Source organism: Bradyrhizobium iriomotense (genome assembly GCF_018129405.1).
Classification (GTDB): Bacteria; Pseudomonadota; Alphaproteobacteria; order Rhizobiales; family Xanthobacteraceae; genus Bradyrhizobium; species Bradyrhizobium iriomotense_B.
On the sequence record NZ_JAFCLP010000026.1, the window covers coordinates 55,226 to 67,814 of the forward strand.

General features: G+C 65.9%; 12 protein-coding genes. 6 read left to right on the forward strand and 6 right to left on the reverse strand.

The genetic code is table 11. The features are described 5' to 3' along the window. Nucleotides 1–85 precede the first annotated feature (85 nt). A complete protein-coding gene (locus JQ592_RS34345) occupies nt 86–796 on the reverse strand; it encodes a Crp/Fnr family transcriptional regulator (protein WP_211407135.1) in 711 nt (236 codons plus the stop codon). 129 nt (nt 797–925) lie between these two features. On the opposite strand from JQ592_RS34345, the gene JQ592_RS34350 reads away from it, so the two are divergent. Further along, nucleotides 926–2,137 (forward strand): NnrS family protein, encoded by a 1,212-nt coding sequence (locus tag JQ592_RS34350; RefSeq protein ID WP_211407136.1) that lies wholly within the window; start codon nt 926–928, stop codon nt 2,135–2,137. A gap of 99 nt (nt 2,138–2,236) precedes the next feature. On the opposite strand, the gene JQ592_RS34355 is transcribed toward JQ592_RS34350, so the two are convergent. After that, the gene (locus JQ592_RS34355; RefSeq protein WP_211407137.1) at nt 2,237–3,274 is read right to left on the reverse strand and encodes an AraC family transcriptional regulator; all 1,038 of its coding nucleotides are present in this window, start codon (nt 3,272–3,274) and stop codon (nt 2,237–2,239) included. A gap of 201 nt (nt 3,275–3,475) precedes the next feature. On the opposite strand from JQ592_RS34355, the gene JQ592_RS34360 reads away from it, so the two are divergent. Beyond that, nucleotides 3,476–4,093, forward strand: a complete 618-nt coding sequence (locus tag JQ592_RS34360; RefSeq protein WP_211407138.1) for a response regulator transcription factor — start codon at nt 3,476–3,478, stop codon at nt 4,091–4,093. A gap of 171 nt (nt 4,094–4,264) precedes the next feature. Beyond that, a complete protein-coding gene (locus JQ592_RS34365) occupies nt 4,265–5,941 on the forward strand; it encodes a mucoidy inhibitor MuiA family protein (RefSeq protein ID WP_211407139.1) in 1,677 nt (558 codons plus the stop codon). On the opposite strand, the gene JQ592_RS34370 is transcribed toward JQ592_RS34365, so the two are convergent. The 4 genes from JQ592_RS34370 to JQ592_RS38490 are packed head-to-tail and all read right to left on the reverse strand — an operon-like array spanning nt 5,938 to nt 8,995. After that, nucleotides 5,938–6,744 (reverse strand): heme ABC transporter ATP-binding protein, encoded by an 807-nt coding sequence (locus tag JQ592_RS34370; protein WP_211407140.1) that lies wholly within the window; start codon nt 6,742–6,744, stop codon nt 5,938–5,940. The genes JQ592_RS34365 and JQ592_RS34370 overlap by 4 nt on opposite strands. Continuing rightward, nucleotides 6,741–7,835, reverse strand: coding sequence for a FecCD family ABC transporter permease (locus tag JQ592_RS34375; protein ID WP_211407141.1), 1,095 nt, complete (start codon nt 7,833–7,835; stop codon nt 6,741–6,743). The genes JQ592_RS34370 and JQ592_RS34375 overlap by 4 nt, the downstream gene beginning before the upstream one ends. Beyond that, the gene (locus tag JQ592_RS34380; protein ID WP_211407142.1) at nt 7,832–8,782 is read right to left on the reverse strand and encodes a heme/hemin ABC transporter substrate-binding protein; all 951 of its coding nucleotides are present in this window, start codon (nt 8,780–8,782) and stop codon (nt 7,832–7,834) included. Before JQ592_RS34380 ends, JQ592_RS34375 begins: the two co-directional genes overlap by 4 nt. Nucleotides 8,783–8,788: 6 nt before the next feature. Then, nucleotides 8,789–8,995, reverse strand: a complete 207-nt coding sequence (locus JQ592_RS38490; protein ID WP_246820918.1) for a hemin uptake protein HemP — start codon at nt 8,993–8,995, stop codon at nt 8,789–8,791. A 261-nt stretch (nt 8,996–9,256) separates the two neighbouring features. Here JQ592_RS38490 and JQ592_RS34390 point away from each other — a divergent pair, with 261 nt between their 5' ends. From JQ592_RS34390 to hutX, 3 genes are all read left to right on the forward strand, one after another. Further along, nucleotides 9,257–11,599, forward strand: coding sequence for a TonB-dependent hemoglobin/transferrin/lactoferrin family receptor (locus JQ592_RS34390; protein ID WP_211407143.1), 2,343 nt, complete (start codon nt 9,257–9,259; stop codon nt 11,597–11,599). A 116-nt stretch (nt 11,600–11,715) separates the two neighbouring features. Next, entirely contained in the window at nt 11,716–12,051 is a 336-nt protein-coding gene (locus JQ592_RS34395; RefSeq protein WP_211407144.1) for an antibiotic biosynthesis monooxygenase family protein, read from the forward strand. 25 nt (nt 12,052–12,076) lie between these two features. Beyond that, nucleotides 12,077–12,580, forward strand: a complete 504-nt coding sequence (gene hutX / locus JQ592_RS34400; protein ID WP_211407145.1) for a heme utilization cystosolic carrier protein HutX — start codon at nt 12,077–12,079, stop codon at nt 12,578–12,580. Nucleotides 12,581–12,589 lie beyond the last annotated feature (9 nt).

Genomic DNA, 12,589 nt, shown 5'->3' on the forward strand with positions numbered 1-12,589 from the left:
GCGCGTGCGGATTCCCGGGTGAGGGTTGAGCTTCTGCCGCAAGCGGAAGCGCCCTCACCCCTATCTTGAGACAGCGGAGCGGCGCTCACGCCGCGCCGCTGTCGGGAGTCCGTTCCGCCAGCACGACGATCTTGTGCGGCTCGCGTAGGATGATGCGCTGACGGCCGCTCTCGACGAGGCCCTGGCTCTCCCAGCCGCTCAGGATACGGCTCACGGTGTGCAGGGTGGTGCCGGTCATCTGCGCGATGTCCTGGCGGCTGATCGGGAAGTCGATCTCGATGCCCTGGTCGAGCTTCTTGCCGGACTGTTTGGCGAGGCGCAGCAGCGCATGGGCGATGCGCTGCTCGACCTGCTGCGTCGACATTTCCAGGATGCGGGTGTGGCTCTCCTGCAGCCGCGTGCCGACGGTCTGCAGCGTGTTGGCGGCGAGCGCCGGAAACCGCTCGACCAGCCGCGGCCAGGCCGAATTCGGCCAGATCAGCACCACACTGTCGTCGACAGACATCGCCGTGGCCGGATAGCGTGCGGCTCCGATCGCCATCGCGAGCCCGAAGGTCTCGCCGGGCGCGACATAGCGCACCACGATCTGCTCGCCCGTCGGTGTGGTCTTGGCCGCGCGGACATGGCCGTGCAGCAGCAGGAAGAACGACTGCGCGTCCGCGCCCTGCTCGAAGATGGCGGTGTTCTTCGGGTAGCGCGCCGAACGGGCCTCGCGCAGGATCTCGTCCAGGGCTTCCGGTGCGACCCCGGCAAACAGCGGCAAATGCACAACCAGCGATGTGTCGACCTTGGCCATACTGCCTCCTTGGCGCTCCGGAGTGTGATGGCACCTGCAATCGTCCTGCAATTTGCGATAGCGCAAAACCGGCCGCCCGGGGCGGCAGTATTTTTCTGGGCAACGGTCTGAATTGACAGGAGTTGCCCCATGGCTGGCGCCCGATCCCGCAATTTTGCGGGCTGGCCGCTGTTCGCGAACAGTTTTCGGCCCTTTTTTCTGCTCGCCGCCATCCAGGCCGGGCTGTCGATCCTGGCCTGGCTGCCGATGTTCTACGGTGAATTGTCGGTGACGTCAGCCTTCGCGCCGCGCGACTGGCACGTCCACGAGATGCTCTATGGCTTCCTGCCGGCAGTGATTACCGGGTTCCTGTTCACGGCGATCCCGAACTGGACCGGGCGGCTGCCGATCCAGGGCACGTCGCTCGGCGCGCTGCTGGTGGTCTGGCTCGCCGGTCGCGCCGCGGTGACCTTGTCTGCGGAGATCGGCTGGAGCTTTGCGCTTGTCGTCGATGCCGCCTTCCTGGCGCTTGTCGTTGCGGCTGCGACGCGCGAGATCATCGCGGGCGGAAACTGGCGCAACCTGCCGGTGGTGGTGCTAGTGCTCATGCTGCTCGCCGGCAATGTCGGCTTTCATCTCGAAGCGCATGTCGAAGGCGCGGCCGATGTCAGCATCCGCGTCGGCATCAGTGTGGTGATGCTGCTGATCGCGCTGATCGGCGGCCGCATCATTCCGAGCTTCACCCGCAACTGGCTGGTCAAGTTCAATCCCGGACGCCTGCCGGTGCCGTTCGGACGTTTCGACGGCGCGGTGATCGGATCGAGCGCATTGGCGCTGATCGCGTGGATCGTGGCGCCGCTGAACATGATTACCGGTGTCGTGATGGTGGTGGTCGGCGTGCTGCATCTGGTTCGGCTCGCCCGTTGGGCCGGCGATCGCACCACACGCGAGCGGCTGCTGCTGATCCTGCATGTCGGTTACGTCTTCATGCCGCTCGGCTTCATCCTGAATGCCCTCGCCGCCTTCGGCGAACTGCCGCCGAGCGCCGGCATTCATGCCTGGATGGCGGGCGCGGCCGGAACCATGACGCTCGCGGTGATGACGCGCGCAAGCCTTGGCCACACCGGACAGGCGCTGACCGCCTCGCCCGCGACGCAAGCCATCTATGCCGCGATCGTCGTCGCGGCGCTGGCGCGGGTCTGCGCAGTGGTCGTGCCTGCGCATGGCGACGTGCTGCTGCATGTCGCTGCCTTCGGCTGGGTCGGTGCATTCCTCGGCTTTGCCGTCGCGTTCGGCCCACTGCTCGCCGGCAGCCCCCGGCGCGCGCTCGCCATCATGGGCGTGCCGGCCCCGGCACGCTGAATCCTAAAGCATGATCCGGAAAAGTGCGGAGCGGTTTTCCGGAAAGATCATGCGCAAACAACAACCTAAAGCGCGATGACGATTCATCCTCATCGCGCTTTAGGCGGCCGACGCCGAAGCGGTTTCGACTGGTCTTGCCAGCGGCCGCACGCCCTTGCGCCATGCGGTGATGGTGCAGCCGAAGCGGCCGCGGAACCAGCGGGCCATCGCGCTTTGCGCGGAGAAGCCGAGCTGAGCGGCGATATCGGCCAAGGGCCGGTCGGGATCGTCGATCAGTTGGATCACGAGATCGGCGCGCTGCGCATCGAGGATGGCCGAGAAGCTGGTGCCGGATGCTGCGAGGTGGCGGTGGATGGTGCGGCGGGTACAGGCGAGATGCTCGGCCACGCGCTCGACCGTGCAATCGCCGCTGGCGAGCAGGATGCGCACCACCTCGTCGACCTTCCCCTCCCAGCTTGCCGGCCGCGTCTCGATCGCCTCGATCCGCTTGCGCAGATAATTTGCAATGAGGGGATGGGCGCTCGGAATTCGCCGCTCCATGTCGTGCGCCGACAGCAGGATCGCATCGTCATCCGCATTGAAGGTCACCCGGCATCCGAAGAAGTCGCGGTAGCGCTTGCGATCATGCGGCGGCGGATAATGCAGATGCACCTCCTGCGGCCGCCAATCGCTGCCGAACAGCGACTGGATGATGCGGTGGACGCTGCCGAGCGCCATGTCGATCGACTGCCGCGGCGCGCGCGGCTGCCGGCCGCGCAGGTGCAGCGTGATGGTCACGGCCTGCTTGCCGCGCGTGACGTCGAGCCGCATGCCGTCATGATGGATATGGATGAAACGCGAGAACGCCTCGATCGCTTCGCCGACGGTCGCCTGTTCGCGCACGATCAGGCCGACCGCACCGAAATTGGTCAGGCCGCCGCGCTCGGCGAGGCGCAGGCCAAAATCTTCGGCACCGGAAGCCTCAGCCGACAGTTCGAGCAGGCGGCGCAGGCCGGTGACGGCGATGGGGGTGTCGGGCTTGTCGAGGCAGGCCAGCGGCAGCCTGACCTTGCGCATCATCTGTCTGGGGTCGAGCCCGACTGACCGGGCGACCTCCGGGTAGTAGCTCAAGCCTGCGCTGCGAACGAGGTCGGTCATGCGAACCGTTCCTGCCAGCCATTCCCGCAGATGTCCCGAAATGTAAAGTTTCTGTCCCGATCCGTCAAATCCGGGAACACGGCGGAGCATACATAAGGGAAACCGAAGCACTGGCGTGAATGTCGTGCGTATGACGGCGGGGCGCGACGGGGCCCCCGGCTGTCTCGGGCCATTTGACCAAGACATTGCTGGATCGGGACTATGCCGGGGAACACGCTTTCCAAGGGCGAGGTATTCGTCATCGACACTGACGCCGCCTCCCGCGAACAACTTTCAAACGCGCTCCAACAGAGCGCCTATGAGGTGATCTGTTTCGCCGACGGTGCCTCCCTGCTCTCGGAGGCCAAGGCGCGGATGCCGGCCTGTGTGCTGCTGGAGATGCCGCCGGATCGCTCCGCCCTCGACGTGCTCAAGCGGCTGCGCGAGGAGAACTGCATGGCGCCGGTCCTGGTGACCTCGGCGAACGGCAGCATCGCCATGGCGGTCGACGCGATCAAGAGCGGCGCGACCGACTTCATCGAAAAGCCGTTCCGCACCCACGACATCGTTGGGCGGATCGATGCCGCCATCGATGAGGTCGCGCAGCCCGGTTCGAGCCGGCGCTGGTTGCCCGGCTGCGAGCCCCTGACGGAGCGCGAGGGCGACGTGCTCGAGCATCTTGCCGTCGGCCTCACCAACAAGGAGATCGCCCGGCGTATGCACCTGAGCGCCCGGACGGTCGAAGGCTACCGCGCCAGCATCCTGAAGAAGGCCGGCGCCAAGAACGTGACCGATCTGCTGCGCCGCATCTTCGGCCAAGGCTCGGCCGCTCAGGCTTAACGACCTCCGCCGCGGGGCGATGACATGTTCCGTGGCCACGGTGCCGCCGCAGCGGCGCCCCACGGAAACCCCAATCGAACCAGTTCCTTCGCTGCCGCGTCCAACCAAGTTGGCGAGGCATTTGATCGCGCGTCCGGCTGGCGGCGCGGCGATACCGGCAGGAGGGATTTTATGCGCATCACCGCGAGATGTTTGGCAACGACGAGCCTGGTCCTTGTGACCATGGCGGCGGCGTCGCCGTCATGGGCCGCCGATCTGGGCGCCAGTTCGGCGATCGACACCGTCACCGTTTACCCCGATGGCGCCACCGTTACGCGCGTCATAACGGTCGATTTGCCGTCTGGTGACTCGACGCTGTTCGCCAAGGACTTTCCGCTCGGCCTCGATACGTCCTCCATCCGGGTGGAAGGTCAGGGCGGAGCAAAGCTCACCATCGGCACGATCGATGCGCGGCCGCCGCGCGCTGCGCCGGTCAATTTGCCCGAGCTGGAAAAGCGCATCGAGGCCCTGAACGACCAGCGCGCCGACCTGCAGGGCGCGATCGACTCGGCCAATGCACGGCGCAAGTTTGCGGAGCACTTTGCGGAAGCGTCCCCCGTGGGTATCGGCGAGAAGGGCGAGGCGCGGCCGATTGCCGAATGGCGCGCGGCCTTTGCCGCGGTTGGCGAGGAAATCGCGAACGCCGATACCGCGATCCGCGACGCGACGCGTAAATTGCGCGAGATCGACCGCCAGATCGCCGAGCTCGAAGTCGAACGCAAGGCCAAGCCGCCGAGCAAGCTCGAGGTCCGCATGGACGTTGCCGCGGCAGCCGCAACCAAGGCCACGTTGCGGGTCACTTATAATGTGCGCAATGCGCGCTGGCTGCCGCTCTACGACGCGCGGCTCGATACCGGCGCCAAGGACCGCAAGCCGCAGCTGGAGCTGGTCCGCCGCGCCGAGATCACGCAGTCGACCGGCGAGGACTGGTCGAACGTTACGCTCGGCGTCTCCACGGTCCGCATCAGCCGGGGCGGCAGCGCGCCGGAGCTGGGTTCGCTGGTCGCGCAATATCCGCAGGTGCCGAAGCCGCTGGCGCTCGGTACGGCCTCGGATCTGGCGCGGCCCGCCCCAGTCGCACGTCAGATGCAACCCCATCTTTCGGCAAAAGTCGCCGAGGCGGGTGAGCTGCGCGAGCGCGCCGACGAGCAGCAGGCCGTTGCCGAGATCGGCGACTTCCAGGCCACCTTCAAGATTCCCGGCCGCGTCAGCCTCGGCGCCGCCGAGGGCGCCAAGAGCCTGCGCATCGCATCGATGACCGTGCCCGCCGATCTCGCGGTGCGCGCGGCACCGGTCATGGATCCCACCGCCTTCCTCGAAGCCAGCTTCAAGCAGACCGACGAGGCGACCCTGCTGCCGGGCAAGGTCGCGATCTATCGCGACGGCGTCTTCGTCGGCCGCGGCAAGATCTCTGCCTCGGCCAAGGACGACATCGTGCGACTCGGCTTCGGCGCCGACGACAAGATCAAGATCGAGCGCGCCGTGCTCAAGCGCAACGAAGGCTCGGCGGGCCTCTTGGTGACGACGTCGAAGACCGACGAGCGTTCGTTCAAGACCACGATCCGCAACGGCCACGACTTCCCGATCAAGGTCGCGATCGAGGACCAGCTGCCGGTCAGCGAGAACGAGGACATCGTCGTCGAGATGCTGCCGTCGACCACGGCGCCGACCGCGAGCAACATTCGCGACAAGCGCGGCGTGCTGGAATGGTCGTTCGACGCCAAGCCCGGCGAAGTCCGTGACATCAACTTCGCCTGGCGCATCCGCTGGCCGAAGGACAAGAGCATGGTGATCGTGCCGGCGGGCTAGCTTCCGGCCGCAGGCGGCGCCGCCCGCATCGGCTGCGGCAGCACATACGGCACGCCGTCGGCCTGGTGGACGACGGCGTCGATCTCGAAAATATCGCGAATCCTCTCGCGCGTGACGACCTCGGTGCGCGGGCCGTCGGCGACAAGCCTGCCGCCGCTCAGCACGACCAGCCGGTCGGCGAAGCGGATCGCGAGGTTGAGGTCGTGCAGGATCGCGATCACGGCGGTGCCGCTGCCAGCGCGGCGGCGCGCCGCTTCGACGAGGTCGATCTGGTGGCGCAGATCGAGGCTCGAGGTGGGCTCGTCCAGCAACAGAAGTCCCGGTCCAAGTTCGGCCTCGCCACAGGCGAGCTGCACCAGCACGCGGGCGAAATGGGCGCGCTGCTGCTCGCCGCCCGACAGCGTCGGCAATTGCCGCTCGCGGAAATGCGCTAGGCCCACCTCGTCCAGCGCGGCGTCGACGAGTGGAGCGGCGTCACGCGGGCTGCGCTCGCCCGCGCCCATCAGCACGATCTCCTCGACCGTGAAGGGGAAGGTGACGTTGATGTGCTGGGACAGCATGGCGCGGCGCGCGGCAAGCTCGCGGGGCGTGAAGCTGCCGATGTCGCGCTGCTTCAGCCGCACCTCGCCCTGGCTCGGGCGGAGATCGCCGGACAGCAGCCGCAGCAGTGTCGACTTGCCGGCACCGTTCGGGCCGATGATGGCGACCATCTCGCCGGCGGCGACGGTCAGGCCGACGCCGTCGAGCAGCGTGGCGCGGTCGGCGCGTTTGACCAGGCCGCGCGCCTCGATCACGGCGCTCATAGCGCGGCCAGCCCGCGCTGCCGCAGCAGGATGCCGAGGAAGACCGGCGCGCCGACGGCGGCGGTCAAAATGCCGATCGGCATCTCCGCGGGCGCCACGATGGTGCGCGCCAGCGTGTCGGCGCCGACCATCAGGATGGCGCCGAGCAGCACCGAAGCGGGCAACAGCAGCCGATGCGCCGGTCCAATGACGAGGCGCAGGAGATGCGGCACGACGATGCCGACGAAGCCGATCACGCCGCTGATCGACACCGCGACGCCGGTCATGGCGGACACCATGACGATCGAGATTCGCTTGAGGCGCTCGACATCGACCCCGCCGTGAAATGCGTCAGCCTCGCCAAGCACCAGCAGATCGAGACCGCGGGCGATGAAGGCGCAAGCTGCGAGTCCGATGACGAGGACCGGCGCGAGCACGGCGGCCTTGGTCCAGGTTGCGCCGCTCATCGAGCCCAGCAGCCAGAACGTGATGTCGCGCAGCTGGCGGTCGTCCGCGATGAACACCAAGAGCCCGATGCCCGCGTTGGCGATCGCGGTGATGGCGACGCCGGCAAGCAGGAAGATCGCGATCGAGGTCCGCCCCGAACGGCTGGAGATGCCGTAGAGGATTGCAGTGGTCGCCAGCGATCCCGCGAAGGCCGCGAGCGGCAACAGCTCGGTCTGGAGGAAACGCAGCGCCTCGCCGAAGCGTGAATCCGTGAAGACGATCGCGCCCGCGGCCGCGAGCGCCCCGCCGCTGGAGACGCCGACGAGGGCAGGATCGGCGAGCGGATTGCGAAACAGCCCCTGCATGATCGCGCCCGCCGCCGCCAGCAGCCCGCCGACCATCGCGGTCGCGACGATGCGGGGGATACGGATCGACCACAGCACCAGTTGGTCGCGCGCCGTCATGGCGTCGGCGGCGGGTGTGCTGCCGACAAAGCCGAGCGCAGCAGGCAGCCGCGAGAGGGGAATGCCGGCTGCACCGACCGTCAGGGCGACGATGGCGGTGGCGAACAGCACCGCAAGCAGAAGAGGGAGCGCGAGCGATGCGGACCGTCGTCCTGCATGTCGTCGCAGGTTCCGTGCCTCGGTCCCGACCGCCACGCTCATTGCCGGCAATTCGCCGCCGACAGAGCCGACGTGAATGCGCCGCCATCGGCCAAGGCCGGATAGAGCTTGACCGAGAGATCGCGCGCCGCCGCGGCCGTGCGTGGCCCGAAGCCGAGCAGATAGAGCCCGTCCATCGTGATGAAGCTTTTCTTGGCCGCGACAGGCGTCAGCGCAAAGCCGGGATGCGCATAGACTGCATCGGCCTGCAGCGAATCCTTGCCGCGCTCGATCGACAGCACGACGTCCGGCTTTGCGGCCACGATCGCCTCGTCGCCGATGATCTTGTAGCCGTCGTAATCGTCGACCGCATTGGCGGCGCCCGCGAGCTGGATGATCTCGTCGGCCGCGGTCTTGTGGCCGGCGACCATGGCACGGCCGTTCTGGAGCGACATCACGAACATCACGCGCACCGGCTTCGTCACCTTGGCGCGCAGGGCGCGGAGCTGGGCGAGATCGGCGCCGACTGCGGCGCTGAGGCATTCGGCGCGCGCGTCGACGCCCATGGCGTGGCCGACCAGCTTGATCTTCTCGATCAGCCCTTCCTCGGAGAAGGCTTCGGGCACCAGCACCAGCGGCACCTTCGCCGTCTCCAGGATGTCCATGGTCTCGCGCGGGCCCGATCCTTGGATCGCCAGGATCAGCGTGGGGTTGAGGCCGAGCACGCCCTCGGCCGAGATCTGGCGCATGTAGCCGACATTGGGTTTGTCGTGCAGCGCCGCCGCCGGATAAAGGCTCGTGGTGTCGACGCCGACCAGCCGGCTTTCCAGCCCGAGCGCGTAGAGGATCTCGGTGATGGCACCGCCGATCGAGACCGTGCGGGCAAAGTCGGCAACAGTGACGTCGCGATTGCGCGCGTCATGCACCGTGATGCCGGCGGCATGCGCGCTGGATGCAAGCGCGAGGGTGCCAGTGAGCACGAGGTTTGCAAGGGTGCGACAAAATGTCATTACAGGTTACTTCGTCAGGATCAGCTTGTTCTGCGAGGTCAGGCGAAGCCGATAGCTGTCCTCGCCATGTGCGATGATGATCTCGCGCTCATGCGCGAACAGCTCGCGGCTGTCGATCCGGCTTCCCCGCATGGTGAGAGTTCTCGTTGTTGCAGAAGGGGTTTGTGTCGGCCCTGCCGCATCGCTGCCGTTATCTCCTGATGTTGCCGACATATTGGGTGTGATGCGCTTTCGTAAATTCAGATGCCCCCTGCTTGTATAGGCGCCATCAGGCGCATTCCAACGGCGGCAATTTACAATTGATATAAACTGCAACCTGCGGTCATTGACCGTCAGAGTGTTGACACGTAACCAAATATGGCAGCGGACGGCATGTCCGCGCATTGAGACATTCAGCCAGCCAGTCGCCGCGTCGTGCGGCGCACGCCAGCCAGACGACAACAAAACTGAAGTGAAGTGCAGGCTGGGGCTTATATGGCTGACGGGGCTAGGTATTCGCGCGCCCTGATTTTGGGCGCGTCGGTGGTTTCTATTGCGGCAGTGATGCCGGCAAGCGGCTTTGCGCAGACCGCATCGTCGCAGGCCGAAAACGCGTCACCGAAGCAGGCCAAGCGCAAGCAGGCCAAGCCGCAAGTCGCCCAGCAGGCAACGCCTGAAACCCTGAACGCCCGCGCGCAGACCGGTGGCGCTGCGCCCGTTCAGACGCTCGACGCGATTACGGTTGCGGCAACGAAGGTCGAGGAGCGTGCGATCGACTCGCTCGCGCCCGTCAGCACCGTGACGCTCGACAAGATCCAGGGACTCCAGCCGAACCGGCTGTCGGATATCTTCTACGCCATTCCCGGCGTGTCGTTCCAGGAGCGCGGCGACGATCCCGCGACCGTCATCAACATCCGCGGCTTGCAGGATTTCGGCCGCGTCGCTGTCGTCGTCGACGGCGCGCGGCAGAACTACCAGCGCACCGGCCACAATGCCAACGGCTCGTTCTTCCTCGATCCTGAATTGATCGGCGGCGTCGACGTCGTGCGCGGCCCGACCGCCAACATCTACGGCTCGGGTGCGATCGGCGGCCTCGTCTCGTTCCGCACCAAGGATATCAACGACGTGCTGCGTCCCGGCGAGCGCTGGGGCGTCGATCTCTCCGGCTCCTACGGCTCCAACAACAATCGCGGCCTCGGCTCGGTCTTCGGCGGCGTGCGCGCGACGCCCGACGTCGATATCTTCGGCGGCGCGGTCTACCGCACGCAAGGCAATTACAAGGACGGCAACGGCACCGAGATCGGCAACACCGGAAATCAGGTCGAGGCCGGCCTGATGAAGCTCACGGTGCGGCCGGCCCTCGGTCACGAGGTCAAGTTCGGCGCGGTGTTCCAGGACTATCAATACGATATCGGCCAGCTCAATCGCGGTCCGGTGGCAACCGCGGCACAGCGCGCGCTTTATCAGGGCTCGTCGGTCTATGCCTCCGACGCGAAGAACTACACCGGCACCATCACCTGGAATTATGCGCTGCCGAGCGACAATCTGTTCGACTGGCGCATGTCGGTCTACGGCAATCGCGTCGACAACGATCAGACCAAGACCTATCACTATTCGACCGCGGGCGCGGCCTATTGCGGCACCGGCAATTTCGGCAACAACATCTCCGGCTGCGTCGGCGACAAGCGCGGCTATGTCCTCAATACCTACGGCGTCGACGTCAACAACACCACGCGCTTCAACGTCGGCGACTGGCGCAACGCCGTCACCTGGGGCGTCGACGCCTTCCAGGACGACGTGATCACGACCGACAGCCGCGGCAACTCCAACATCACCACGCCGAGCGGTATCCGCACTGTTTCCGGCGGCTTCGTTCAGTTGAAGCAGAATTACAGCACCTGGTTCGAGGCGGTCAGCGCGATCCGCTATGATCGCTACGACCTCGATTCCGGCAAGACCAGCGCCGGCGGCGACCGCTTCTCGCCGAAGATCACTCTCGGCGTGACGCCGATCCCGGGTTTCCAGCCCTATGTCAGCTATGCTGAAGGCTATCGCGCACCGTCGATTACCGAAACCGTGATCTCCGGCGCGCATGCCACCGGCGGCAGTCCGGCCTTCTTCCCCTGTCCGGACGGCACGACAGGCCTATTCTGCTTCCTGCCCAACCCGAACCTGCGTCCCGAGGTCGGCAAGAACAAGGAAGTCGGCATCAACCTGAAGTACGACAACATCTTCAGCGCAAACGACTCGTTCCGCGGCAAGATCAATCTGTTCCGCAACGACGTCTCCGACTACATCGACCTCGTCGCCTCGGCGCCGGTCCCGGTGCCGCCGTTCGGCTCGTTCAGCCAGTACTACCAGTACCAGAACATCGCGCAGGCCCGCATCGAGGGCTTCGAGGCGGAGACGATGTACGATGCCGGCGACTGGTTCATCGGCGTCGCCGGTCACTACATCAAGGGCAAGAATGTTCAGACCAATATCGGGCTCGCGACCATCACCCCGACCAAGGTCGTCACGACCGGCGGTGTCCGCCTGCTCGATCGCACCCTGATCCTGTCGGCGCAGTGGGCCTCGTACGGTCCGAACAACGACGTGCCCGCAAACTATATCCCGTCGACCGGGTACGACCTGATCAACCTGTACCTGACCTACAACGCGACCAGGGACATCGTGTTCACGGCTTCGATCGACAACCTCCTGAACCAGTACTACCGGCCTTACGCCATTCCCGGCAGCTCGACCGACGGCACGTCGCAGAACGACGTGCTGTGGACGAGCCCGGGACCGGGCCGGGTCTACAAGGCCGGCATGAAGATCCACTTCGGAGGTGCGTAAGCCGGAAGGCGCCGCAACACCAAAAACTTCCGCCGGGCCGCGCTGATGCTCCAGCGCGGCTTCGGCGCGTTTTCGTCTTGATAACGCTTTTATCTTGATAACAAGGAGAGACCTCTATGTTCATCGCCATGAATCGTTTCGAGGTGAAGCTCGGCTCGGAAGCGGCGTTCGAGACCGTCTGGCGGACCCGCGAGTCCTATCTCGGCAGCATGGCCGGCTTCGTCGAATTCCATCTGCTCAAGGGACCGGTCGCCGAGGACCACACGCTGTATTCCTCGCACACGGTGTGGGTCGACAAGGCAGCCTTCGAGGCCTGGACGCGTTCGGAGGAATTCCGCCGGGCGCATGCACGTGCCGACAACAAGACCGGCGAAAGCCTCTATCTCGGCCATCCCAAGTTCGAAGGCTTCGAGGTCATCATGACCGAGCGCAAGACGAACGCCGCTGCCTAGATCGCGGCCAGCGGAGGACCAGGACATGCTGAGCAAGGATCTCGCCGATCTCAGAGCGCATATGGCCGACAATCCCGGCGCGGTGATCGAGGACGTCGCGCGCGAGCGCAAGGTCACCCCGCGTGCTGTGATCGAGGCGCTGCCGCCGTCCATGGTGCGCATCGGCGGCGGCGAGCATTTCGCCGCGGCCATGCAGGACATCGCGGCGTGGGGCGAGGTCACGCTGATTGTGCACACGGATGACGCGATCTTCGAGTTCACGGGCGCGATTCCAGGGGGCGAGATCGGTCGCGGCTATTTCAACCTGATGCAGCCGAAAGGATTGCATGGCCATCTGCGCCATGAGCGCTGCGCAGGAGTCGCCTTCGTCGAGCGGCCCTTCATGGGCAAGAGCTCGGCCTTTGTCGCCTTCATCAATGCCGATGGCGGCATCATGTTCAAGGTGTTCGTCGGCCGCGACGAGACCCGCGCACTGCGCAGCGACCAGCTGGAGCGGTTCCGGCGCCTCGCGGATCGGTTCGCGGCATAGAGTATTTCT

Excerpts from the sequence above, each read along its gene's own strand:
- JQ592_RS34345 (WP_211407135.1), bottom strand. The coding sequence starts at position 796 with ATGGCCAAGGTCGACACATCGCTGGTTGTGCATTTGCCGCTGTTTGCC.
- JQ592_RS34350 (WP_211407136.1), top strand. The coding sequence starts at position 926 with ATGGCTGGCGCCCGATCCCGCAATTTTGCGGGCTGGCCGCTGTTCGCG.
- JQ592_RS34355 (WP_211407137.1), bottom strand. The coding sequence starts at position 3,274 with ATGACCGACCTCGTTCGCAGCGCAGGCTTGAGCTACTACCCGGAGGTC.
- JQ592_RS34360 (WP_211407138.1), top strand. The coding sequence starts at position 3,476 with ATGCCGGGGAACACGCTTTCCAAGGGCGAGGTATTCGTCATCGACACT.
- JQ592_RS34365 (WP_211407139.1), top strand. The coding sequence starts at position 4,265 with ATGCGCATCACCGCGAGATGTTTGGCAACGACGAGCCTGGTCCTTGTG.
- JQ592_RS34370 (WP_211407140.1), bottom strand. The coding sequence starts at position 6,744 with ATGAGCGCCGTGATCGAGGCGCGCGGCCTGGTCAAACGCGCCGACCGC.
- JQ592_RS34375 (WP_211407141.1), bottom strand. The coding sequence starts at position 7,835 with ATGAGCGTGGCGGTCGGGACCGAGGCACGGAACCTGCGACGACATGCA.
- JQ592_RS34380 (WP_211407142.1), bottom strand. The coding sequence starts at position 8,782 with ATGACATTTTGTCGCACCCTTGCAAACCTCGTGCTCACTGGCACCCTC.
- JQ592_RS38490 (WP_246820918.1), bottom strand. The coding sequence starts at position 8,995 with ATGTCGGCAACATCAGGAGATAACGGCAGCGATGCGGCAGGGCCGACA.
- JQ592_RS34390 (WP_211407143.1), top strand. The coding sequence starts at position 9,257 with ATGGCTGACGGGGCTAGGTATTCGCGCGCCCTGATTTTGGGCGCGTCG.
- JQ592_RS34395 (WP_211407144.1), top strand. The coding sequence starts at position 11,716 with ATGTTCATCGCCATGAATCGTTTCGAGGTGAAGCTCGGCTCGGAAGCG.
- hutX (WP_211407145.1), top strand. The coding sequence starts at position 12,077 with ATGCTGAGCAAGGATCTCGCCGATCTCAGAGCGCATATGGCCGACAAT.